At 64.6% G+C, this 23916-nt stretch carries 18 protein-coding genes and 1 pseudogene; 14 read left to right on the forward strand and 5 right to left on the reverse strand.

The features are described from left to right. Window positions 1-20 precede the first annotated feature (20 nt). Both VNN77_01955 and VNN77_01960 read right to left on the reverse strand, forming a co-directional pair. Window positions 21-2708 (reverse strand): UPF0182 family protein, encoded by a 2688-nt coding sequence (locus VNN77_01955; protein HXG50156.1) that lies wholly within the window; start codon window positions 2706-2708, stop codon window positions 21-23. A 159-nt stretch (window positions 2709-2867) separates the two neighbouring features. Beyond that, the gene (locus VNN77_01960) at window positions 2868-3716 is read right to left on the reverse strand and encodes an ABC transporter permease (GenBank protein HXG50157.1); all 849 of its coding nucleotides are present in this window, start codon (window positions 3714-3716) and stop codon (window positions 2868-2870) included. A gap of 225 nt (window positions 3717-3941) precedes the next feature. Here VNN77_01960 and VNN77_01965 point away from each other — a divergent pair, with 225 nt between their 5' ends. The 8 genes and pseudogenes from VNN77_01965 to VNN77_02000 all read left to right on the forward strand — a co-directional run bounded on the left by VNN77_01965 (window position 3942) and on the right by VNN77_02000 (window position 13129). Continuing rightward, window positions 3942-5423, forward strand: coding sequence for a cobalamin-dependent protein (locus tag VNN77_01965; GenBank protein HXG50158.1), 1482 nt, complete (start codon window positions 3942-3944; stop codon window positions 5421-5423). Window positions 5424-5439: 16 nt separating this feature from the next. Continuing rightward, window positions 5440-6213 carry an SDR family oxidoreductase gene (locus VNN77_01970; GenBank protein ID HXG50159.1) on the forward strand — a complete coding sequence of 258 codons (774 nt, stop codon included), beginning with the start codon at window positions 5440-5442 and terminating at the stop codon, window positions 6211-6213. Between the two features lie 55 nt (window positions 6214-6268). Next, window positions 6269-7753, forward strand: a complete 1485-nt coding sequence (locus VNN77_01975; protein HXG50160.1) for an FAD-binding oxidoreductase — start codon at window positions 6269-6271, stop codon at window positions 7751-7753. Between the two features lie 66 nt (window positions 7754-7819). Next, window positions 7820-8620: an iron-containing redox enzyme family protein gene (locus VNN77_01980; protein HXG50161.1), complete on the forward strand. Its 801-nt coding sequence runs from the start codon at window positions 7820-7822 to the stop codon at window positions 8618-8620. A gap of 51 nt (window positions 8621-8671) precedes the next feature. After that, entirely contained in the window at window positions 8672-9655 is a 984-nt protein-coding gene (locus tag VNN77_01985; protein ID HXG50162.1) for a methyltransferase, read from the forward strand. 191 nt (window positions 9656-9846) lie between these two features. After that, on the forward strand, window positions 9847-11247 hold the full coding sequence (locus tag VNN77_01990) for a bifunctional oligoribonuclease/PAP phosphatase NrnA (protein ID HXG50163.1): 1401 nt from the start codon (window positions 9847-9849) through the stop codon (window positions 11245-11247). Then, window positions 11222-11668 carry an archease gene (locus tag VNN77_01995; protein HXG50164.1) on the forward strand — a complete coding sequence of 149 codons (447 nt, stop codon included), beginning with the start codon at window positions 11222-11224 and terminating at the stop codon, window positions 11666-11668. Before VNN77_01990 ends, VNN77_01995 begins: the two co-directional genes overlap by 26 nt. Window positions 11669-11824: 156 nt before the next feature. Beyond that, window positions 11825-13129: pseudogene (locus VNN77_02000) on the forward strand (RtcB family protein). A 19-nt stretch (window positions 13130-13148) separates the two neighbouring features. Here the strand turns inward: VNN77_02000 and VNN77_02005 are convergent. Beyond that, entirely contained in the window at window positions 13149-14531 is a 1383-nt protein-coding gene (locus VNN77_02005; GenBank protein ID HXG50165.1) for a dihydroorotase family protein, read from the reverse strand. Window positions 14532-14780: 249 nt separating this feature from the next. Here VNN77_02005 and VNN77_02010 point away from each other — a divergent pair, with 249 nt between their 5' ends. From VNN77_02010 to VNN77_02035, 6 genes are all read left to right on the forward strand, one after another. Continuing rightward, on the forward strand, window positions 14781-15788 hold the full coding sequence (locus VNN77_02010) for an extracellular solute-binding protein (protein HXG50166.1): 1008 nt from the start codon (window positions 14781-14783) through the stop codon (window positions 15786-15788). Window positions 15789-15799: 11 nt separating this feature from the next. After that, entirely contained in the window at window positions 15800-17557 is a 1758-nt protein-coding gene (locus VNN77_02015; protein HXG50167.1) for an iron ABC transporter permease, read from the forward strand. A 160-nt stretch (window positions 17558-17717) separates the two neighbouring features. Further along, on the forward strand, window positions 17718-18713 hold the full coding sequence (locus tag VNN77_02020) for an ABC transporter substrate-binding protein (protein ID HXG50168.1): 996 nt from the start codon (window positions 17718-17720) through the stop codon (window positions 18711-18713). Between the two features lie 20 nt (window positions 18714-18733). Then, window positions 18734-19174 (forward strand): TIGR03668 family PPOX class F420-dependent oxidoreductase, encoded by a 441-nt coding sequence (locus tag VNN77_02025; GenBank protein HXG50169.1) that lies wholly within the window; start codon window positions 18734-18736, stop codon window positions 19172-19174. 79 nt (window positions 19175-19253) lie between these two features. Continuing rightward, the gene (gene glnE, locus VNN77_02030) at window positions 19254-22322 is read left to right on the forward strand and encodes a bifunctional [glutamate--ammonia ligase]-adenylyl-L-tyrosine phosphorylase/[glutamate--ammonia-ligase] adenylyltransferase (protein HXG50170.1); all 3069 of its coding nucleotides are present in this window, start codon (window positions 19254-19256) and stop codon (window positions 22320-22322) included. A 119-nt stretch (window positions 22323-22441) separates the two neighbouring features. Then, entirely contained in the window at window positions 22442-22861 is a 420-nt protein-coding gene (locus VNN77_02035; GenBank protein ID HXG50171.1) for a hypothetical protein, read from the forward strand. Here the strand turns inward: VNN77_02035 and lpxA are convergent. Together lpxA and VNN77_02045 are read right to left on the reverse strand one after the other, a co-directional pair. Continuing rightward, a complete protein-coding gene (gene lpxA, locus VNN77_02040) occupies window positions 22858-23721 on the reverse strand; it encodes an acyl-ACP--UDP-N-acetylglucosamine O-acyltransferase (GenBank protein HXG50172.1) in 864 nt (287 codons plus the stop codon). The two genes, VNN77_02035 and lpxA, sit on opposite strands and share 4 nt — an antisense overlap. Beyond that, window positions 23718-23915 (reverse strand): DNA gyrase inhibitor YacG, encoded by a 198-nt coding sequence (locus tag VNN77_02045; GenBank protein HXG50173.1) that lies wholly within the window; start codon window positions 23913-23915, stop codon window positions 23718-23720. Before VNN77_02045 ends, lpxA begins: the two co-directional genes overlap by 4 nt. Between the last annotated feature and the right edge of the window lies 1 nt (window position 23916).

The raw sequence follows: 23916 nt of genomic DNA on the forward strand, positions 1-23916 counted from the left end.
CGGGGCGCCGGAAAACAGCATCAGCGACCTTTCTGCATCTCGCGCAGCACGGACTCGAGCCTCTTCAGCTCTTCGCCGTAGGCGGTCCATTGGCCCTGGCGCAGATATTCCTGGGAGCGGGTGAAGTGCTCGAGGGCGCGCCGCGCGAGGTCCTTGTCCGCCGCCGCCGCGCCTTCCACCGACGGTGCGCGCTCGGCCGGCTCCCGGGCGCCTTTGCCGCCGAAGATTCTCCGAAGCGATTGCTCGAGCGTCTCTTCCATCGCGATCTGGTTGCCGAAGGCGACGATCACGCGCTTGAGCTCCGGCAGGGAACCCTTTTCCGCGGCGAGGTAGAGCGGCTGCACGTAGAGCAGCGATTTCTCGATCGGGATGGCGAGCAGGCTGCCGCGAATCACCTGCGAACCCCGCTGTCCCCAAAGGCTCAGCTGCTGCGAGATGAAGGCGTCTTGATCGATGCGGGCGTCTATCTGCTTGGGACCGTAAACGAGCTTGGCCTTCGGAAAGTCGAGGGCGATGAGCTTGCCGTAATGGGGCGGGTCGCTTCGCGCCGCGAGCCAGGCCCGCATATTGTCGCGCTTGTTCGGCGTAAAGGGCAGGAGCAACACGAACTCCTCCCTGCTCTCGCCGGGGAGGCGCATTATGGTGTAGTAGGGTTCCATCTCGCGCTCGCCATTCGCGGCGCTGCGGCGGGGAATGCTGAGCAGGTCCTCCTTGTTGTAGAAAACCTGAGGATCCTGCATGTGGTAGGTGGCGTACAGACGGGCCTGGATGGCGAAGAGGTCCTGCGGGTAGCGGATGTGGGCTCGCAGGTCTTCGGGCATGGCGTTGAGGGGCCGAAACAGACCCGGAAAGATCCGCCCGTACGCCCGGACGACGGGATCGGCGGGGTCGCTGAGATAAAAGGCGACGCTTCCGTTGTAGGCGTCGATCACCACCTTGACGGAGTTGCGTATGTAGTTGAGCCCCCGGCGCTGCACCGGCTCGGAGTACGGGTAGCGGTCGGAATGGGTGTAGCCGTCGATGATCCAGAACAGCCGCCCGCCCTGAGCGATGACCAGATAGGCGTCGCGGTCGAAGAGAATGAAAGGCGCTATCTTTTTCACCCGCTCGTGGATCTGGCGGTGATAGAGGATGCGGCTTTCCGCGGTGATGTCTTCCGAGAGGGCGATTCTCAGAGTCGCGTAGCGCGCGGAGAACAGCAGCTTGCGCCACCACGAGCGGATCGGGACGCCGCCGCTTCCCTCGTAGTTGGTGTAGATGTTCTGGTCGCCGGCGGGATAGTCAAGCTCGCGCGCTCCGGTTTTCACGAAGACATAGTCGTTGGCGAGCTCGCCGTAGTAGATTTCCGGCCTGGTCACCTTCAACGAGACGGTCGAGACCGGGGGGATGTCCTTGATGAAAAACTCGGGCAGCCCCTCCGGCGTCACCTGGTTGACCGGACCGAAGACCACTCCGTAGCCGTGCGTGTAGGTGAGATGCTCGTTGATCCAGATCCGGCTCGGGAGGTGTTGATGCGACAGCTCCCGGGCCGAGAGCATGATCTGGCGGTACGTGCCATCGATCAGATAGCGGTCGTTGTCGACGTCGACGAACTTGTAGTAGGTGCGGATCTCCTGAAGCTGGGCGTAAGTGGCCAGCAGCGGGCCGTGCTCCCAGAGACGGATGTTCTTGATCGTCGCCTCGTTGCGCTTGAGGTCGGCCGCGGTCAGGGATTCCTCGGCCGGAAAGTCCTGGTTCTCGATCTTGTCGAGGCCGTAGGCGATGCGGGTGAACTTGATGGTGCGCTCGATGAACGGCCTTTCCGATTCCACCTCGTTCGGGACCACGCGAAAGCGCTGGATCAAGGAGGGGTACAGATTGAGGCCCGCGGCGTGGACGACGACCAGCGCGCCTGCGGCGATCAGCTCGCCGCGAAAGCCGCTTCCCCGGATCCGGGCGAGCATGAAAATGCCGGCCAGAAACGCCATCGAGGCCAGAATCCGCAGGGCCGGGAGCACGGCGTAAACGTCGGTGTAGCTGGCGCCGAAGGCGGTGCCGCGCGTGGAATAAAGGAGATCGTAGCAGTCGAGAAGGTAGCCTCCGCCTCTGACCAGGAGCAAGAGCCCGATCAGGAGCCAGAGGTGCGCCCTGGCTCGGGGGGAAATCCGCAATCCGCGCGCGCCGTAACCGATGCCGCGGTAAAAAACATAGAGCGCCGTGGCCGCGGCCAGCGCCAGCCCGAGCGCCGCCATGAGGAAAACGTAGAGCCGGCGGAGCGCGGGCAACCTGAACACGAAAAAGCCGATGTCGAGGCCGAACTGGGGATCGGCGAGATCAAACACCACGGGATTCAAGAACAACGCGAAGCTCTCCCAGCCGCTCGCCGCTTGGGGGGCGATGAGGAGGACGAGCAGCAACGCCGCGGGCATGAGCGCGCGATGCAGGGAACGGTCCAGCAACTCCGGCGGTGGCAGCTCGATGAGGTCGTCCTGGAAAAAGATGCGCGCCCGATCCAGCCGCGCCGCGGTTTTCACGCTCGTGTAGATCAGCAGCGCAAAGGCACCGCCAGCGACGAGACCGAGCCCAAGCTTGTAGCCCAGGATCGTGGTAAAAACCCGGCTGTAGCCGACCTCCTCGAACCACAGCCAGTCGGTGTAAAGCGAAATCGCTTCACGCCCGAAAATCAGCAGCAGAAGGAGGATGAAGACGAGTAAACCGGCCGGACCCATCGAGACACCAGCCGGCGCCCCGGGAAGAGGCTGCCAGCCGCCGGGACTTTATAGGAGCGGACCCGGGAACGCAACCGTTCGGCGGCCCATAGGGCGCCGTGACGCCAAAAAAAAGCGGCGGCCCGAAGGCCGCCGCTTTTCTCGCGAGGAAATCCCTCGTTACTGTTGAGCTCCCACTTTCGGGCGCCAGCGATCGAATCGTCGCTCGATCCGGTCGAGGACGTCGGTTGCCAGCATGCCGGTGATCGCGAAGATCAAAACCCCGACGAAGACCTTGTCGGTCTGGAAGGTTGCGCCGGCGACGGTGATCATGAAGCCGATCCCGGCCGTCGCTGCGTAAAGCTCGCCCACCATGACGCCGATCAGCGCCCGCCCGACCGCCAGGCGCAGCCCGGTCAGGATGAAGGGAACCGTGGAGGGAAGAACCACGCTCCTGAAGATCTGCCACTCGGAGGCGCCGAAGCTCCGGGCCGCGTTCAAAAGGTTGTGCGGTGTGGTCTTGACGCCGTCACGGGTGTTGATCAGGAGCGGGAAGACCGCGCCCAGAAAAATGATGCCGATTTTCGAGAGGATGCCGATCCCGAGCCAGATGATCACCAGCGGCAGGAGCGCAACGCGAGGCGTCGCGTTCATGGCGTTGACGAAGGGGTCGAAGAGATAGGCGAGCTTCTTGTACCAGCCGATGGCGATGCCGAAGGGGATCGCAAAAATGACCGAAAGCAGGTAGCCCCAGAAAAACTCGATGCCGCTCACCCGCAGATCGTTCCAGATCTCCCCCGAGCTGAACAGCTGCACGGCCGCCTTCCAGATGAGCGAAGGCGCGCTCATGAACATCGGGTTGATGAGCTGCAAAATGTTCCCGCACAGCTCCCAGATTAACAGGAAAAGGATAACCGAGGAGCTGCCGAGGAGCAGCTTTTCGTTGTTGAGGTAAAACTTGTATGCGGCTGAAGCTTCCGCGACTCTTACGTCCAGCAGGACTTCTTCCTGGGCCGTCTGATCAGCCATAACTCGGTATCCTCCTTACATCCTTATAACCAGGCCCGGCTCCGGGCCGCCGCGTTGGGCAAGCAGTACCAGAGCAGGGGGGGGTTGTCAACAGGCCTTCGGGGGCGCCGGCGTGCGGGCAACAAAGGCGCTTCCAGCCGCAGGGAAAAGGCGCCTTTTAGCAGCGAGCTTGACAATCATTAATGTATTAAATAATTTGGCTTAAACTTTCCTGCAGGAGCGCTCATGAAACTCCTTTTCATCACCCCGCCCATGGGGAACTGGGCACCGTGGGGCGACCGCCATCTGGCGGTCAACTCGCTGCACGCCCAACTGGCGGCGTTCGTGCGCGAAAAAGGGACCGCGGAGGTGGAGGCGCTCGACTGTCGGGCGCTCGGATTGGGGGAGAGCGAGATGCTGGAGGAGGTGCGACGGCGCGGCCCCGACGTGGTGTTCTTCGGCAGCATGATTCCCGCGGCGGGTGGCGCGGCGCAGCTCAACCGGTTCCACGCCGCGATGAAAGCCATCAAGGAAATTCGCCCCGGGACGGTGACCGTCGGCGGCGGGCTGATGTACACGGCGATTCCGCAGCAGATCATGAGGGACAATCCGCAGCTCGACTTCGCGCTGACCGGGGTGTTCGGCGACAACGAGCACGCGCTCGAGGAGCTCCTGCAGGAGCTCGGCGGGCCTTCGCCGCGCTTGGCGGAGATCCGCGGCCTTGCCTTTCGCCGCGGCGACGAGATCGTCCTCAACCCGCAGCGGCCGCTCATTCAAAATCTCGACGAGCTGCCGATGCCCGCCTACGATCTCTTCCCGATGGACCGCTACTGCGGCTACTCGGTGATCCCGAATTACAACGAGGCGGTGACGTCCCGAGGCTGCGAGGGGGCCTGCCACTTTTGCTACGAGTGGTGGCTGGTCGATCCGCGCAACCCGCGCGACTTCAGCTCGCACCGGACCCGGGGCGGCAGGAAAGTGGCCGATGAAATGGAGCTCTTGAACCGGACCTACGGGGTCAAGGCGCTCACCTTCATGGACGACGACTTCAATTCGGACCGGCAGAAGATGGTTGATCTGGTGAACGAGCTGGAGAAGCGGCGGCTCGACATCAGCTGGTTCTGCCTGAGCCGGGCGCAAAACCTCATCCGCGACGCGGACCTGATCCCCCGGTTGCGCAGGGTGGGGCTGTATCAGGTGTTGATCGGGATCGACGGGGGGACCGACGAGGAGATCGCCGAGGCGCGCAAGGGCCCGATGAAGGTCGGGGTCAAGGAGCTGAAGGACCTGATCCGCTTCCTCCGCAAGAACGACATCTCGACGATCGCGACCTATCTGAACGGCTTCTGGGAGGACGACGAGGCGAAAATCCGCCAGCGCGCCCGGGCCGTGGACGAGATCGATCCGGACATCGTCATGATCCAGCTGCTCAACCCCATTCCGGGCTCGCCGATCTACAAGAAAGCCGTCAAGGAAAACCTCATCGAGGTCGACAACCTGAGCCTCTACGATCTCGAGCACTGCGTCATGCCGACCAAGTACCTGACGCGGCAGCAGCTCGCGGAATTGACCGGCTGGGCCTTCCAGTCGTTTTATGCCAAGCCGGGAAGGGTGGAGCGGATCCTGAACGGTTACACCTCGCCGTACGTCAAGATGAAGTTCCTCTCTTTCAAGGGCAACGCGGCCAAGTACGGCAAAGGCGCCGCGGAGGACGCCGTCGCCATCTAGCATTCGAACTGCCCCCATGGCGGAGCAAGCCGAGAAGCGGCCCCTTGAAGGCCGGGTCGCGCTCGTGACCGGCGCGAGCCGGGGAATCGGAGCCGCGGCGGCGGTCCGGCTGGCGCGCGCGGGCGCACGGGTCGTCATCAACTACCTGCGCAACCGCGCAGCCGCCACGGAAGTCCTGCGGCGCGTCGAGGAGGTCGGGGGGCAAGGCCTGATCGCACAGGCCGACGTTACGCGGGCGGAAGAGGTCGCCGCGATGGTGGAGGAGGCGCGGCGCCATTTCCCGCCGCCCGACGTTCTGGTGAACAACGCGTATTTTCCTTTCGACGTGGGACCCCTCCACGAGCTTCCGTGGGAGAGCCTGCAGCGCGCGGTCGACCACGAGATCTCGGCTTTCTACCACTGCGTGAGAAGCGTGGTGCCGGGCATGGCGGAAAAACGTTTCGGGCGCATCATCGTGGTCAGCACGCGGCTGGCGCGCCAGCCCCTGGCGCGCATGGGCGCCTACGCGGCGGCGAAGTCGGCGCTGGAGTCGATGGCCGATACGATGGCGATCGAGCTCGGGCCGCTCGGAATCACCGTCAACGTGGTAACCCCGGCGTTCACCCTGACGGACGCGTCGATGATCATGCCGGAGGAGTTTCGCGAGCGGGTGCGCCAGACGCGACCGCTCCGAAAGCACCTCTACCCCGACGACGTGGCCGGAGCGATCGCATTCCTCGCGGGTGACGAAGCGGCCATGCTGACCGGCAGCCACGTTCTGGTGACGGGGGGAAGTCACCTCCAGCTGTAGGAGGCCGGACCGAGCCGCGCAGGCGCGCGGCGCTCCCGCCGCGCCGGATCGATTCATGCTCAGTCTCGAAGAGATCGTCGCCAGATTAAGGGAAATCGCCGGTCCGCGCCGGGTCTCGACCGATCCGATCGACAAGATCAACTACCAGCACACGCTCGCCTACGGGGCCTACCGCGCGCTGCCGGACGTGATCGTGCGCATCGAGTCCGAGCCCGACGGCTGCCGCACGATCGCGGAGATCCTGAGGTTTGCCGACAGCGAGAAGATCCCGATCGTCCCTCGCGGCGGGGTCGGGATGGGGATCAGCTCGCCGCTCAAGGGCGGGATCCTGCTCGACATGCTCGGCATGGACAGGATTCTCGAGGTCGACGCCGAGCGCCAGCACGTCGTCGCCGAGGGCGGCGCCAGCGTCTACGCCATCCATCACGCCCTGCGGCGCCACGGGCTCATGCTCCCCAATTTCGGCACCTACGGTCCGGCCGTGGTGATCGGTGCCATGGTCAACAAGGGCGGCATCGGCTACGGCATGACCCGCTACGGCTGGATCGCCGACCTGGTCATCGGGCTGGAGGTCGTGCTCGCCAACGGGGAGACGCTGCGGCTCGGCGCGCTGGCGAACCAGGGCACTATCTTCGGTCCGTTTCAAAAATGGATCCACCTGCCCGACCTCCTGGGGCTGTTCACGCTGGCGGCGGGCTCCATGGGGATCATCACGAAAGTCTGCCTGCGCGCGATCGAGGGGCGCCGCGAATGGCTGCACGACTACTGCTACAGCTTTCGCCGCGAGGAGCTCCGGAGCGCGCAGCAGGCGATGGCGGAGCTGGTGAAAGGGGAGGTCGTCTACGACATCCATTTCACCGACCGCTGGCAGTACCACTGGCCGATGGAAGAAGGGCTGCTCGACCGCAGCAGGATCCCGGAGGACGCCTGGTTCTTTCTCAAGACCGTGATCCTGGCGCGCGACGAGGAGGAGAAGGCTTTCAAGCAAAAGCGTATGAGGAGGATCTACGAGAGCGCGGGCGCCCGCGAGGTCGTCGAGGTCGCGGAAAAGGCGATGGGGGCCAGAGCGCAGGAGCACGGCCTTCACGGGTGGCCCGATTACCACATCATGGGCCCGGACGGCTGGTGCTCGGCGGTGGTGCGGCACGCCGGGATGTTCGCGGTCACCTCGAAGATGTATCCGCTCGGCTTCCTGAGCGAGATGTACGATCTCGACGAGGCGGCCAAGCGGGAATGCGGCCTGTGGGACGCCGAGCACGCGCCCCAGCACGACAGCTACGTCACGCGCGACCTCGCCATCAAGGAGGAGTACTTCGTCTTTTACAATCCGTACGACGAGGAGGACGTCGCCAGGCTCAGGCGCTGGATGGGAAAGGTCCAGGAGTTCAGCAATGCCCGCGGCGTGGTGTGGACGGCACCGACGCTCGGCACCAAGGGGCCGCTTCCGTACCAGCGGCTGGCGAACCTTTACGATCTGGTCAAGGAGATCAAGCGCCTGGTCGACCCGAACAACATCCTGAACCCGGGAGCGATCTACTGAAGCGGGTATCGCGCGGCCGCGTGCTGACGAGCTGCCGAAATATGGTATGACGCAAGGAGCGGAGCGATGACGATTTCCAGACCGAAGGACTACTCCGGCAAGAAGCTCTCCCCGGCGGAAGCCGAGGCCGTGGTGGCCGGGCTGAAACGTTATTTGATGGAGTTGACCGACCGCTGGCTTTTCAAGGGCCGGTTCCACGTGGATCTCGCCGCGGGGAAGCTCCCGATGGAAGCGATCCGGGTCTTCTGGCAGAACTGGTACGGTTTCGTCGCCGAGATCAACAACTTCCACGGGGTCGCCTACCAGCGCCATCTGCCTTTCTTCAAGCGCCATCCCGAGCTGCAAAAGCACTTCGCGAATCATGTGGCGGATGAAATGATCCACCCGACGCCTCCCGGTCACATCCGGATCGTGCTCGAGCAGGGAAGGAACTTCGGGCTGAGCGACGAGGAGATGATCGAGTACGAGATGCTGCCGGAGTGCCGCGCGTTTCTCGAATACTATCGCGGGGTGCTCTACGAGGGGACGATGGCCGAGTGGTGGGCTTCGTTTTGTGTGGAGGAGGCGGTCGGCCACTGGGCGAAGTTCTTCGGCGACGCGCTGCGCCGCGGCTACGACATCCCGGAGGAAAAGATCGTTTATTTTCGCGTCCACGCCGAGGCCGACCTCGAGGAGCACTCGGGCGGGGTGATGGCTCACGCCGATCTGGACTGGGCGGTCTTGAAGAAGATCCTGGAAGAAGGGCGCGCCGACACCCGGCCGGGGTTCAGCCTGGAGTACTGCCTGCGCGCGGGCAGCGCCTATTTCGCCTGGTTCTTCGAGGGCGTTTACCAGTACGTGAGAAAAGAGGGGCTCTACGCCGCGTAGCCAATGGCCGAACGAAGTCGCGAGCAAAGAGAGTTGTCGCCGCGGCCGCTCATGCGCCTTCTCGGCGATTTCGCCAACAGCCAGATCCTCGATGCCGCGCTGGAATACGATTTCTTCACGCTGATCTCCGGGGGGCGGCAAACGGCCGAGGAGGTCGCGCGGGCGGCCGGAACCGACCCGCGGGCGACGCGGATCGTTCTCGACAGCCTGCTGGCGCTCGGCCTGATGGAAAAGCGCGAGGGGCGTTACGTCTTGCCGCCGATCAGCGAAACCTTTCTCGTCCGGGGAAAGCCTTCCTACGTCGGGGATTTCCGCCACGTCGCGCTCGCCCTCTGGGACGGAATGGCGCACCTCAAGGAGTCGCTGAAGACCGGGAAGCCTTTCAGCCGCATGGATACGACCTCGGAGCTCGCCGTCTGGGAGAAGCTGGTTCTCGGCATCATCGTGATCGCGGAGCCGGTCGCCCGCGCGCTCTGCGACATCCTGAGGATCGGCAGCGAGCTCAAGGGCATCCGGATGCTGGATGTCGCCGGCGGCTCGAGCATCTTCGGGATGACGGTTCTCGGCCGTGATCCCTCCGCCGAGGTGACCCAGCTCGACTGGCCGAACGTCAACCGCGTTGCGCGCAAGCTGAACGAGGAGCGCGGGCTCGCGGGAAAGATCCGGTACGTCGACGGCGACCACCGCTCCGCCGATCTCGGGGAAAACCGCTACGATCTGGTGGTGGCGAGCAATTTCTGCCGCTTCGAGTCCCCGGCGGGCAATCGCGAGCTTTTCGCCAAAGCCTACCGCGCCCTCAAACCCGGCGGCCGCCTCGCGATCAACGATTTTCTCCCCAACGAGGAGCGTACCGAGCCGACCTTCGTGCTGCGTTTTTCGGTCTACACCCTGACGCACACGCCAGAGGGCGAATGCTGGACTCTTTCCCAGTATTCCCGCTGGCTGAGGGAAGCCGGCTTCGAAACCGTGGACAGTCGCGCCGACATCCCCGCCACGCTTCCCGGAACCACCCTGATCCTCGCTCGCAAGGGTTGAGGTCGCGGCTCTCCTCGCCGCCCCGGCGGTGGAGGCGAGGACCGCTCCTGGATGTGCCCCTTCGGGGGCCGTGAAAACGCGCTGGAATTGCAGCCGGGGAGTTGATAGACTCCCTTCGTGCTGAGCACGGTCCGTTCGACCACACCCGCGCCCCGCAAGCGCTCTCTTTAACCCCCTTTCGGGGCAAGCCCATGCGATCATTGGCGATCTGCGAAGACGACCTTTTGTTTCAGCTCATGCGCAACGTCGCCGGGCGGGGCGCCGACGTACGGTTCATCGTTCAGGACCCCGCCGCCGCGCGGCGCATCAAGCGCTCGGGCGGGTCGGCGCGGTGCGGGAATCTGGCGAGCGAGGCGACCTACCGGCGGATCAACCTGCGTCACGTCGATCAGGCGATCATCTTCGTCCGCGAGGCCGGGCTGCGCGAGCGGATCTACGGCATCCTGCGGGGCCTGGACAAGGGTCTTTCGATTCTGGCGCTCACGGCCAACGGCGGAGGCCGCGGGGCTGCCGCCGCGGACCCCCTCACCCGGGAGCTCAAGCTCCAGGACGTCTTCGAGGAGTTTTGCTCCTCGCACCTGTTCGATACCGTCAACCGCAAGACCGTGGACCGCATTCGCTCCCTGTTCCGGGGCGGCGAGAAAATCCACATCCTGTTGCAGCACGATCCCGATCCCGACGCGCTCGGAAGTGCGCTTGCGCTGCGGGAGCTGCTGGGACGGAACCGGGCGACGACTCCCATCGTGACCTTCGGGGAGGTGACCCGGCCGGAGAATCTCGCGATGATCCGTCTGCTCGACATCCAGGTGGAGCGCATCACCCCGGACGATCTGCATCGCGACGGAGCGCGGTTGGCGCTGGTGGACGTTCAGCCGCCGTACTTCGAGCAGCCTCTCGGTCGGGTCGATCTGGTGGTCGACCATCACCCGAAACGGGCCGGCTTCAAGGCGCGTTTCGCCGACGTGCGGACCGACTACGGGGCCACTTCCACGATCTTCACCGAATATCTCAGGGCCGCAGGTATGGAGCCGTCGCAGCGACTGGCGACAGCGCTCCTCTACGGCATCAAGACCGACACGCTGTTTCTGGAGCGCGGCAGCAGCCTCGCCGATCTCAGCGCCTTCACGTTTTTGTACCCCTTCGCCAACAAGGCGACCATAGCGCGCATCGAAAGGCCCGCGCTGCCGCGCGAAGACCTCGAGGCGCTGGGCCGGGCGCTCAGCCGGCTGCAGCTGGAGAACGGAGTGGCGGTGCTGCACGTGGGGGAGATCAATCGCGAGGACGTGATCCCGCAGATGGCCGAGTTCTGCCTTCAGATCGAGGGCGTGGAATGGGCCGTGGTGTCCGGTCTGGTAAAGGACCGGGTGGTGATCTCGGTGCGGAACGTCGGCAACGTGAAAAGCGCGGGCGAGATCATGAAGCGGCTTTACGACGATATCGGCAGCGCGGGGGGGCACCGCGCCATGGCCAAGGCGGTGGTGCCGCTGGAGCGCTTCAAGGAGCGCTTCGGCGAGGTGAGCGAGAAGGTGATTCGCGACGCCATGGTGCCGATGATTCTCGAGCGCGATGACCCGACGCGGCAATACGGCTGACCCTCGCGTCGGGGTCCGGGAGATCGACCATACCGCCGACGTCGGGATCGAGGTCACGGCGCGCGATGCTCGGGAGCTTTTCCGCGAGGCCGCAAGGGGGCTCTTCGCGCTGATCGCCGACACCTCGCGGGTGGGAGAGGTCGAGGAGCGGGAGCTGGCGGCGGAGGGAGACGGGGTCGAGGAGCTGCTGCATAGCTGGCTGTGCGAGGCGCTCGCCCTGTTCAATTCGGAGCGCTTCATCGGCAAGAGCTGCGCGATCGCGCTTCTCGACGACAAGACCGTCGCCGGCCGGCTGCGGGGAGAGAGGCTCGATCCCGACCGCCATCGCTTCCGTACGGAAATCAAGGGCGTCACCTATCACGGTTTCGAGGTCCGGCGGGAGCGCGGGCTGTGGCGCGCCCGGGTGATTTTCGACGTCTGAGGAAGGTTGTTCGTGAGCGAAACGATCGAGCTGGTGCGCGTACATGATTACCTCTGGGAAATTCCCCGGCGCGGCGGCATGCGCGTCCCGGGGCGCGTCTATGCCACCGAAAAGCTCGTCTCCGCGCTCAGAGCCGACAACAGCCTGCTGCAGGTAATGAACGTCGCCCATCTGCCCGGCATCGTCGGCTATTCGCTCGCCATGCCCGACATCCACTGGGGTTACGGCTTTCCGATCGGCGGCGTGGCCGCGGTCGACGTCGACGACGGCGTGATTTCCCCGGGGGGCGTCGGCTACGACATCAATTGAGGCGTTCGGCTCGCGAAGACCGGTCTGGTCTTCGAGCAGATCAGGGAAAAGCTGCCGCGCATTGTCGAAACCCTCTTCTCGCTGATCCCTTCGGGCGTGGGCTCCGAAGGCGCCATCCCGCGGATCACCCGACAGGAGGGCAGGCGACTGCTCCGCGACGGCGCCCGCTGGGCGGTCAGCGAAGGGTACGGGCGCCCGGAGGACCTCGGGTTCATGGAGGAAGCGGGCAGGCTCGCGTCGGCCGCGCCCGAGGCGGTGAGCGAACGGGCGCTCGAGCGCGGCCTCAATCAGGTCGGAACGCTCGGCTCGGGAAATCATTTTCTCGAGATCGACAGGGTCGACGAGATCTACCAGCCGCGGGTCGGCGACGCACTGGGATTGTTCGAGGGCCAGATCGTCGTGCTGATCCACACCGGCTCGCGCGGGCTCGGATATCAAGTCTGCGAGGATTTCCTGAAAGTGATGAACCGCGCGATGCCGAAATACGGCATCTCGCTTCCCGACCGCCAGCTCGCCTGCACGCCCATCCGGTCGCCCGAGGGGCAGGACTACCTTGGAGCGATGGCCGCGGCCGCAAACTATGCGTGGGTCAACCGCCAGGTGATCATGAGCCAGGCGGAAAGGGCCTTTGTCCAGGCGCTCGGCACCAGCCCGCGGGAGCTCGAGTTCTCGCTGGTGTACGACGTGTGCCACAACATTGCCAAGTTGGAGGAGCACCGCGTCGACGGAAGGACGCGCCGGCTCTGCGTGCATCGCAAGGGCGCCACGCGCGCGTTTCCCCCCGGCCACCCGCAGGTCCCGGCCGCCTACCAGCGCTGGGGCCAGCCGGTGCTGATCCCCGGGGACATGGGGCGTTATTCCTACCTCCTGGTCGGGACCGAAGGGGCGATGGAGCAGACCTTCGGCAGCACCTGCCACGGCGCTGGCCGGGTGATGAGTCGGGCTCAGTCGAAGAGGGAAAGCCGGAACTTCGACATCGACCGCGAAATGATCCGGCGGGGCGTAATCGCTCGCTATCGCGGCCGGGCCACCATGGCCGAGGAGATGCCGCACGCGTACAAGGACGTTGCCGACGTCGTCGAGACGATGGAGGCCGCCGGGGTGTCGCGGCGCGTCGCCCGCTTTCGTCCGGTGGGAGTGGTCAAGGGCTGAGGGAGCTTGCCCGCTCGCCTCACCGCAGCGGCGGCACGAACTGGCCGTCTCCCGGCTGGCCGGTCACCTTGCCGTCTTCCATCACGGTCTTGCCGCGCAGGATGGTGCGCACCGGCGCTCCCTTGATTTTGCGGCCGTGGTAAGGAGTCCAGCCGACCTTGGTGTAGGTGGTCTCGTTGCTGATCACCTCTTCCTTGTTCATGTCGATGATGACTAGGTCGGCGTCGGCGCCGGGCTGGATGGTTCCCTTACGGGGATAGAGCCCGAAGATGCGGGCGGGATTGTACGAGGTCACCCGCACCAGCGTGTCGAGCGTGAGCTTCCCTTCGTTGACCGCGGTCAGGAACAACCTCAGGTAGTCCTGGATTTGCGGCTCTCCGCCCGGTGACTTCCACATGTCCTTCCATCCCACCTCTTTTTCTTCCCGCGTGTGCGGGGCGTGGTCGGTGCCGATGAGGTCGACGGTGCCGTCGTTGATGCCTTTCCACAGCGCTTCGACGTGCGCCGGCGGCACCCAGAAGCCCAGGCAGTACGGGCCGAGCTTCTCGACGTTTTCCCACGAGCCGAGGAAGAGCGCCCACGGGTTCACCTCACAGCTGCAGGGTCGGCCCTCGTCCTTGGCACGCCGCAGCATGTCGAGCCCTGCGGGCGTGCTCATGTGGAGCACGTGCAGCTTGTTGCCCACCGCTTTCTGAAAGCGGAACAGCGTCGCGATGGCGGTGTCCCAGATGATGCCGTCGAAGTCGCGGTACGCCCTCGCGTAGGCCTGGGGGCTGCGGTCGCCCCGCTTCCAGTAGCGCTGCTCGATCTCGTCCATGAGGTCCTGGTCGTGGGGATGGACCATCAGCGGAAGCCCGGTCTTCCCCACTTCCTCGAAGCAGCGGAACAGATCGCCGTGGTTGTGCAGGCCGATGCCCGGCATGTGCGGATAGTCGCGGCCGGTGTCCCTGACCATGAAGATCTTGAAGGCCAGAGGTCCCTCTTTTGCCAGCCCTGGGATTTCCTCGGGAACGGTGCCCGATGGATTGTGGTTGAAGTCGACGATCGCCTTTTTCTTGTGGTCCTCGATCAGCCGGCGGTAGCGCTCGACGGTGGTGGTGGGCGGGTCAACGTTGGGCATGCCGATCGAGAGCGTGACGCCTCCTGCGGCCGCGGCGCGCGTCGCGGTGGTGATGTCCTCCTTGTGGGTAAAGCCCGGATCGCGGTGATGCGTGTGCGTGTCGATCAAGCCGGGAATCACCTTCCTGCCGGTTGCGTCGACGACGCTGCCGGCGGTCTCTGGCAACGCGGGGGGCTTGCCGAGCGCGACGATTTTCCCGCCCTGAACCGCGATGTCGGCGGCGACGAAGCCTCCCGGCGTCCAGACCTCCCCGTTCTTGACCAGCAGATCCAGCTTCTCCATCGATGCCATCTCTCCCTTTCGTCAACCGGGACCCTGTTCGGGCCCGCGGTCTTCGGTCTCCGTCCGGCTTTTCCTCGAACCGGAGACCGGGAACCGGAAACCAAGTTCTTAGTATATGCGATCCGGCATGGAGTCAAACAGCGGCTGCAAGTCGCCCGGCAGCCGCCCCAAAACTTGACTCGCCCGGTCAAATCTGAAACGATCGCCTCCGCTTTGGGGACGGGCAACGGCAGCAACGAGGAGGCGACCATGCTCAGAAGGCTGGCTTTTCTGGCGCTCCTTACGGGAGCAATTTCCACCGGCGCGCCGGCGCACGGTCAGGAGGCGAAGCTTCTCGAGGCCGCAAAAAAGGAGGGCAAGGTCACGGTGTACGGCTCGCTCGAATCGGACACGGCGGATGCCGTGTTCAGGCTGTTCCGCGAGCGCACCGGCCTCAGCGTGGATTACTGGCGGGCGTCGGCGACCAAGGTGATGGACCGGGCGCTCAGCGAATACCGCGCTGGCAAGCCCCTGTTCGACGTGATCCTCACCAACGACAACCCGATGCAGATCATGCAGAAGCAGGGCATTTTCGAGAAGTATCTCTCGCCCTCGGCCAAGGACTTCGCCAAGGAATCGATCGATCCCAATCTCGGCCCGCGCTACCGCAACGTGATCATCGGTGTCGTCTACAACAAGAACGTCGTCAAGCCGGCGGACGCTCCGAAGTCGCTCGAAGACCTGGTCAAACCCCAGTACCGGGGCAAGCTCGTCATGCCCGACCCCACGCAGCACACCACGACAACGCAGTGGGTGGCGAGCCTGGAAAAGCTCATGGGCAAGGAAAAGGCGGAGCGGTACATCCGCGACCTCGCGGCCGCCAAGCCGGTGCTGGTCGAGTCGCTCCTGCCGGCGGTGGAGCGCGTGACCACGGGAGAGACCCCGATCGCGATCACTTACGTCAAGTACGTCGTCACCTTCGGCAAGAAGGGCGCGCCGCTCGACTACGTCCGGCTGGGGAAGATGATGGGCGACGGGCACTATCTCGGCCTCGGGAACAAAGCGCCGCATCCGAACGCAGGGAAGGCGTTGATCGATTTCTTCCTCGGGCAGGAGAGCATGTCGATCATCGCGAAGCTGGGCGAGTTCGTCAACCGCAAGGGCGTTTATCCGCCGCTGCCGGATGCGGACAAGATCCAGTTCGTGGAGATGTACGACCTGGATTCCAAACAGTTCGCGCAGAAGAAAAAGGAGTACCAGCAGATCTTTCTGCGGTAGCACCGGAGCCGGTGTCCGTTACGGGAAGAGCGCTCTCCGCCGGCGCGACGCTGACCTCGGCCTGGGGCCGGACGCGCGTCGGCGCCTTTCTCGGACAGCCCGTCTCGTGGGTTTTTCTGGCGGTCAGCGCCGTCCTCGGCTTCCTGAGTCTCTATCCGACCTTCTTCCTTTTTTACGGCAGCCTTACCGACTCGCCGCTGGGCGTTCCGGGCAATTTTACGCTGCAGAATTACGTCCGCGCCTACGGGGACCCGGAAGCCTATCCCCTGCTTTTGAACTCGTTCGTCTTCGGTCTCGGAGCGGCGGGTCTGTCGGTGGCCTTCGCCCTGACGCTGGCGTGGATCACGATCCGCACGAACGCCCCGTTCCGGAAGATCTTCGAGCTCACGGCGATCGTGCCGAACATTCTGCCGCCCATCCTGGTTTCCATCTCTTGGGTGATGCTGCTCAACCCGAGCAACGGGCTGATCAACGGCGCCCTCGTCGCATTGCTGGGAGTCGAGAAGGGGCCGTTCAACGTCTATTCGCTGCCGGGGCTGATCTTCGTCGAGGCGCTGATCCTCACGCCGCTCGCGTTCCTGATCGTGGCCGCCGCGCTCAAGAGCATGGATCCTTCCCTCGAGGAATCGGCCAAGACGCTCGGTTCCGGCGAGCTGGGAGTGGCGCGGCGGATCACGTTTCCGCTGATACGGCCGGCGATTCTGGCGGCGGCGACGCTCAACTTCGTGCGCGCGGTCGAAAGCTTCGATACGCCGGCGATCATCGCCCTGCCCGCGCGGATCGAGGTGTTCACCACGAAGATCTGGCGGGAAGCGCTGGGGTCTTTTCCGACCAACCACAACCTCGCGGCGGCCTACGGGGTCGGGATCCTGGGGATCGCCCTGGTCTTCGTCCATCTCTACCGCCGCTTCACCTCCCAGGTGGAGAGCTTCTCGACCGTGACCGGCAAGGGGTTTCGCCCGCACCAGATCGATCTGGGGCCGTGGAAATACGCCGCTTCCGCGGTGGCGTTTCTGTTGCTCGTGCTGCTGGTCGTCCTGCCGACGCTGGTGCTCCTGCTCGTCGCGCTGCTTCCCTACTATCACGTGCCGACGTGGCAGACCTGGCAGAATTTGACCCTCGACCATTTCCGCTACATCTGGGAGACGCCGCGGGTGCACAAGGCGTTCATCAACAGCCTGTTTCTGGCGCTGGTCGGCGCCACGGTCTGCATGGTCCTTTCGGCGTTGACCTCGTACCTCACCGTCCGGACCCGGATCGCCGCACGCGGGGTTCTGGAGGGGCTGGTTTTCATCCCCTGGGCGTTTCCGGGGACCGCGCTCGCGCTCGGGTTGCTGTGGGCTTACGTCGACTTCCCGATCCCGATCTACGCCACGCTGTGGATCATCATGATCGCTTACGTGACCCGCTTTCTCCCCTACGGCCTGAGGGCGGTGACGAGCACGATCATCCAGATCCACAGGGAGCTGGAGGAAGCCTCGATCGTCTGCGGCGCCGGCTTTCTGGCGACGTTTCGGCGCGTGCTGGTCCCGATGATGCGACCGGGCGTGCTCGCGGGCTGGATCATCCTGGTGACGATCTTCATGCGGGAGTTCAGCGCGACGTTGTTTCTCTACAGCCCGGGGTCCGAGCCGCTCGGACCACTGCTCTATTTCCTGTATCTGGACGGCATGCGCGGCCGGGTCGCAGCCATCGGGCTGGTCATCTCGGCGATTTCAGTGGTCCTGATCGCGATCGCCCAGCGCTACTCGCGCTGGGATTCAAAGTGAGGTAAGAAAAACAGGCACGCGAGAAGTTCATTGGTCAGGTTCAATCGTCGGGCGACGTTGAAAAGCAGAGAGCGAAAACCGGAAACCGCTCTCGGCCACGCGCCGTCACGGTACGATGTCCGCATAGTCGCGAATTCATAACGAGTTTCGGGGGTTGGGAATGGAAAAATTGTTTCTGACCGTCGCCTGCGGCGATTACGACCGCACGCAGGCGCTTCAGTCCGGCGCGGTCGCGGCGGAGGGGATCCGCTTGAACTACGTGGCGCTCGAAGCCGAGGAGATCTTCTGGCGCATGGGGCACCACCGGGAGTTCGACGTTTCCGAGATGTCGCTTTCGAACCACATCACGGCGGTAAGCCGCGGGGAGTCCGCGTTCGTCGCCATTCCGGTCTTCCCGTCCCGCTTTTTCCGGCACTCGTGTGTTTTTATCAACACCGGCTCGGGCATCGACACGCCCGCGGACCTCAAGGGCAAACGGGTCGGCGCTCCCGAGTACTCGATCACGGCGGCGGTCTGGATCCGGGGGTTTCTCAAGGACGACTACGGCGTGCGGGCCGAGGACGTGCACTGGCTCGTCGGCGGGCAGGAAGAGCCAGGGAGAAAGGAGCGGGTCAGGCTCGAGCTGCCGCCCGCGATCCGGGTCGACTCGATCGCTCCCGACCAGACGCTCAACTCCATGCTCGAAAAGGGCGAGATCGATGCCCTGATCTCCGCCCGAAGCCCTTCGTGCTTTCTCCAGGGCTCGCCGCGAGTCCGGCGGCTGTTTCCCAACTATAAGGAGGTCGAGGTCGATTACTACCGGCGGACCCGGATCTTCCCCATCATGCACGTGCTGGTGATCCGCCGGGAAATCTACGACGCTCATCCGTGGGTGGCCCGAAGTCTCCTCAAGGCGTTTACCGCTGCGAAGGACCTCGCGATCAGGAAGCTGAATTTCCCGACCAACACCCTGTCCTGCACGCTTCCCTGGCTCCCGTGGGAGCGCGAGCAGCTCAACGAGATTTTCGGCCCCGACTGGTGGCCGTACGGGATCGCCGCCAACCGCCACGTTCTGGAGCATCTGGTTCGTTACATGGGCGAGCAGGGATTGCTGGCGCGCCCGGTGACCGTCGAGGAAATCTTCGCTCCGAGCGCGGTCGGGGAGTTCAAGATCTGACACGGAGCCGCGGCCAAGGGATGGCGGGACGGGTCGGCCCCCGGTTTTCCCTGCCGGTCCGACGCTTCATTCGGTCAGCCCGCGTCGCCCATCTCGCCACCGCGGGCGCCGATGGGCAGCCCCTCGTCGTCCCGATCTGCTTCGTTTTCGACGGAACCCGTTTCTATTCGCCGGTCGACGAGAAACCCAAGCGGGTCTCGCCGGACAGGCTCAAACGGATGCGCAACATCCGCGAGAACCCCCGGGTCTCGCTGGTCGTCGATCGCTACGAGGAAGACTGGAAGCGCCTGGCCTACGTGCTCGTCGCGGGGACGGCCGAGATCCTGATGCGCGGACCGCGCCACCGGAAGGCGGTCAGGCTGCTTCGCCGCAAGTACAGCCAGTACCGCCGGATGGCGATCGAAGAGAGGCCGCTCATCGCGATCGCGCCGCGGCGGGTCGCGGCCTGGGGCTCGCTCTAACTTCAAACCCGCAGGTCAGCCGCGGGCGGCTTGACGGGCACGACTTGCAGCTGCGCGCCGGCCCGACTACGCTAAGAGCGTGAAAAGTTTGCAGTCTCTGCAACTGTCGGGCGACGACCGGCGCGACTTCGAACGGCTGGCTCGCGAAAGTCCGTCTCCCGACCTGGCGGCCAATTACCTTCTCCGCCTCGGCGAAGCGGGCGGCCCGGAGGCGCTCGAGAAGATTCCCCCCGGGGATCGGCCCGCGCTCGTCCGGCTCCTGGGATCGAGCGCCTATCTCGGGGAAGTCCTGCTTCGCGAGGGGGCGAGCTGGGCCGAGGTCTTTCTGGGCCGGATCCGAATTGCGCGAAAGACGGTCGCCGACCACCTGGCCGAGCTGGAAAGCCGTTCGGCCGGGGCAGGCTCGTTCGACGAGTTCTGTGCCGCCCTGCGGCGGCACAAGCAGCGGGAGTATCTCCGCATCGGCGCCCGGGACCTCCTCGCCTCGGTGACGCTGGAGGAGACGGTGCGGGAGCTGACCGCTCTGGCCGAAGCCGCGCTGGAGGCTTCCTACCGCTTCTGCCGGCGCGAGGTGGAGCGGGATTTCGGCCGGCTTCTCCTGCCCGGCGCCGACCGCGACAACGGCTTTGTCATCATCGGGATGGGAAAGCTCGGCGGCAGCGAGCTCAACTTCAGCTCCGACATCGACGTCGTCTTTCTCTACGAGAGCGACGAAGGAGAGAGCGCCGGCGGCGCGAGAGGCCGGGCCGATGCGCGCGGTTTTTTCACGGCTGTCGCCAAGAAGATCGTCCAGGCGATGGGCAACGTCACCGAAGACGGGTTCGTTTTTCGCGTCGACCTGAGGCTTCGGCCCCTCGGCGTTCACGGCCCTCTGGTGCAATCGGTCGATTCGGCGATGCTCTATTATGAGTCGTGGGGGCAATGCTGGGAGCGCTCAGCCTTGATCAAAGCGCGAGCAGTCGCGGGCGACCTCGCTCTGGGCAGGCGCTTCCTCAAGGAGGTGGAACCGTTCGTCTATCGTCGCTATCTCGACTACACCACGGTGGAGGAGCTGCGGCATCTCAAGCTTCGCATCGAGAACGAGCTGCTCGACCCGCGGGGCAAGGAGCGAAACATCAAGCTCGGCTACGGCGGGATTCGAGAGATCGAGTTCTTTGCTCAGGCCCTGCAGCTCGTCAACGGCGGCTACGAGCCCAGGATCCGGGAGGCTGGCACGCTCGCCGCGCTCGAGCGGCTGGCCGAGCACGGCTTCATCTCGATCGCCGAAAAGGAGAAACTGTCGGCCGCCTACCGTTTCCTGCGCCAGACGGAGCACAAGGTGCAGATGGTCCAGGAAGCCCACTCGCACTCGATCCCGGAGGGCGCCAAGGAAGAGGGGGCGCTGGCGCGGCGGCTGGGGTATGTGCGCAAGGGGGCGCGCAGCGAGCGGGCGCTCTTCTGGCGCGATCATCGGGCGCACACCGCGGCGGTGAGAAGCATTTTCGATCGGCTGTTTTACGGGGCGCAGAAAGAAATCACCGGCCGGGGGGCCTCGGAGCTCGGGTCGATCTGGAACGATCTCGACCGCCGCGAGGCGATCGTCGGCGCTCTTCGGAACGCCGGCTTTGCCGACCCCGAGAGGGCTTACGAGAACCTGCTCGCCGTGCGCGACGGCGAAGTCTACGCGCCCCCCAGCCCGCGCCGCCTCAAGGTGATGCGCACCCTGGGTCCCGCGCTCGTTGCCGAGATCGCGAACTCGAGCTCTCCCGATCGGTCGCTGCTCAACCTCGCCCGGTTCAGCCATCGCATCGGCGGCCGCACCGGATTTCTCACCTTGCTGGCGGAAAACCCGCCGACCATGCGGCTGCTGATCACGGTGTTCGCCGACAGCCAGTTCCTCACGGATCTTTTCCTGGCGCGCCCGGAGCTGATCGACGTGCTGATCCGCGTGGACCTGACCCGCCTGGAGAAAAGCAAAGACGAGATGACGGCGGAGCTGCGGGCTGCGGTCGCCGAAGCCGGCGACGTCGAAGCCAAGCTCAACGCGCTGAGACGCTACAGGACCGAGGAGTTCATCCGGATCGGCCTGCACGATCTCGGCGGGGCGATCGAGCTGGAGCCAGTCATGGCGCAGCTTTCCGATCTGGCTTCGGCCTGCCTGGAGGTCGCCCTGGAGATGACGCTTGCGGAGGTGGAGGAGCGGTTCGGCTCGATTCCCGGCGGGCGGTTTGCGATCGTCGGGATGGGAAAGCTCGGGGGCAAGGAGCTTGATTACAATTCGGACCTCGATCTGGTGTTCGTTTATGACGCGCCGGAGGACGCCCGGTCAGCCGGCGGCCGGCAGGAAAGCCTCAGCGCCCACGAATTCTACGTCCGGGTCGGGCAGAAACTCATCACCTACCTCACCGCAGCGACCGAAGAGGGCATCGCCTACCGGATCGACATGCAGCTTCGCCCCTCGGGGAAAGCGGGGCCCCTGGTCTGCTCCCTCGACGCGTTTCGCGAGTATCACAGGACCAGCTCCCTTTTGTGGGAAAGACAGGCGCTGATCAAGGCCCGCTTCGTCGCGGGGGATGCGGCGCTGGGCGCCGCGATCGAGGAGGTTCGGGAAAGTTTCGCCTTCGGCCGAGGGCTCGGTCCCGACGGAGCGGGAGAGATCCACCATCTGCGCATGCGCATGGAGCGGGAGCTGGCCCGGGAGAACGAGGCGCGCTTCAATCTCAAGAAGGGCCGCGGCGGCCTGGTGGACATCGAGTTCGTAACGCAAATGCTCCAGCTGGCGCACGGCTACCGCTGCCCCGAAGTGAGGGAAAGGGAAACCTTAAAGGCCCTGAAGGCGCTTTACCACCGCGGCATCTTGAAGAAACCGGACTACGCGTTGCTCTTCGACGGCTATCTGTTCTTGCGCCGCCTTGACCACCGCTTGCGCCTCGAACGGGACCAGTCGATCGACAGCTTCGAGCGCGAGCCCGAAAGGCTCCAGAGCATCGCGCGCGCCCTGGGCTACGCGGGCGGCAAGAAGGGTCGGCGACGTGGGGGCCTATCGGCTGGCGAGAAGCTGCTGAAAGACTACGAGGTCCGGCGGGAAAGGATCCGTGCCTGCTACGAGCGGTTTTTCGTGGTGAAGGACGAGACCTCTCGGAGCGAGGCGGCGGAAACCGCCGGTTAGAAAATGGGAACCGGAAGTTAGCGGGTAACCCTGGCCGGAGAACGGTTCTTTGGAGAGGGAGGTGGAATTTTAAAATATTTTTATTGACAGTAGCACAGATTTTGGATATGTTCGGCCCCATGAAAACACAATTATTTAAGGGCCTTGCCCTGGGATTGGTTGTTGTCTTCCTGGCCGCCTCGCCGCTTTACGCGCAGACAGCGGACAGCACAGCGACGCAGGAGCCTGCGGAAACCGCCCTGCAAAACGAGGCCGGTTACGGGATCGGGTCGGTGCTGGCGAACGTCTTTTACATGCCGGCCAAGATCACTTATGCCGGTTTGGGTTTGCTCACCGGCGGGCTGGGCTACGTGCTGAGCGGCGGCCGCACTGACGTGGCGAACAACATCATCTATCCGGCCGTCGGCGGTCACTACGTGGTCACTCCGAGCCACCTCAAGGGGACCGAGCCGATCTATTTCGTCGGCGCCCCGGCGCCAGCACCGGAGCCCGAGCGCGCGGCTCAATCATCCGCGGCGCCAGCGAGCGTCACGCGCTAGGCGCCAGTACAGACGCCTCGCTTCGACGACTTTATAAAGTCGAGGAGGGTCGCCACGTCGGTGTCGGCCCTTCCACTCTCTTCTATTTCCCTGATCGCCAGGGAAAGATTCCGGCCTTTTCGAAACAGGATTCGGAATGCTTCCCGGATAGCCCGGATCCGCCGTTCGTCGAATCCTGCCCGCCTCAGGCCCACCACGTTCACACCCCGAACCGTGTGTTGCCAGTCGATAATCGCAAAGGGGGGCACGTCGCGGCTTGTGCCGCTGAGCCCCCGCATCAGGGCGTAGGCGCCGATCCTGACGAACTGGTGCACCACGCAGTTGCCCGAAATAAAGACGTTGTTTCCCACCTCCACGTGGCCGCCCAGCAGGGCCCCGTTCGCCATCACGATGTGATCGCCGAGCCGGCAATTGTGGCCGACATGCGAGGCGGCCATCAGAAAGTTGTCGTCGCCTATGACGGTGGCGGAGTCCGGCGCGGTTCCTCGGTGAATCTGGACGCACTCGCGAAAGACATTGCGATCGCCCACCTTCAGGTACGTGCGATCCCCCCGGTAAGATTTGTCTTGCGGAGGGCAGCCCAGCACCGCGCCCGGGTAGATCTCGTTGTCGCGCCCGATTTCCGTCCAGCCCGTAACGTAGGCATGCGCCATGATCCGGGTGCCGCTTCCGATCCTGACCGCTCCTTCGATGACGGCATAGGGACCGATTTCGACGCCGGGCTCGATCTCTGCCCTGGGGTCGATCACGGCGGTGGGGTGGATGCTCATCGTGGTTGGTTGCGTGGGCCGGCCCCGACTGTTCTGCGGATAGTGATCCGGCCCGGTGTACGGGCCGTCAGCTTCCCGGCCGATCTTCACCTGTCATGAGGCTCATCGTCGTTTTCATCGGCGTCCGCGGGTACGTCCAGCCTGTCGCCGGGAATGCGGTGGCGTTCCTCGATCCAGGCGCCGAGGTCGATCAGCCGGCAGCGTTCCGAGCAGAAAGGACGGTAAGGGTTGTTTTGCCAGGGGGTTTCGGCGCGACAGGTGGGACACTTGACGGTCTGGGGCATG

It is taken from the genome of Candidatus Zixiibacteriota bacterium (assembly GCA_035574315.1).
In the GTDB taxonomy this organism is placed as follows: domain Bacteria; phylum Desulfobacterota; class Binatia; order UBA9968; family UBA9968; genus DATLYW01.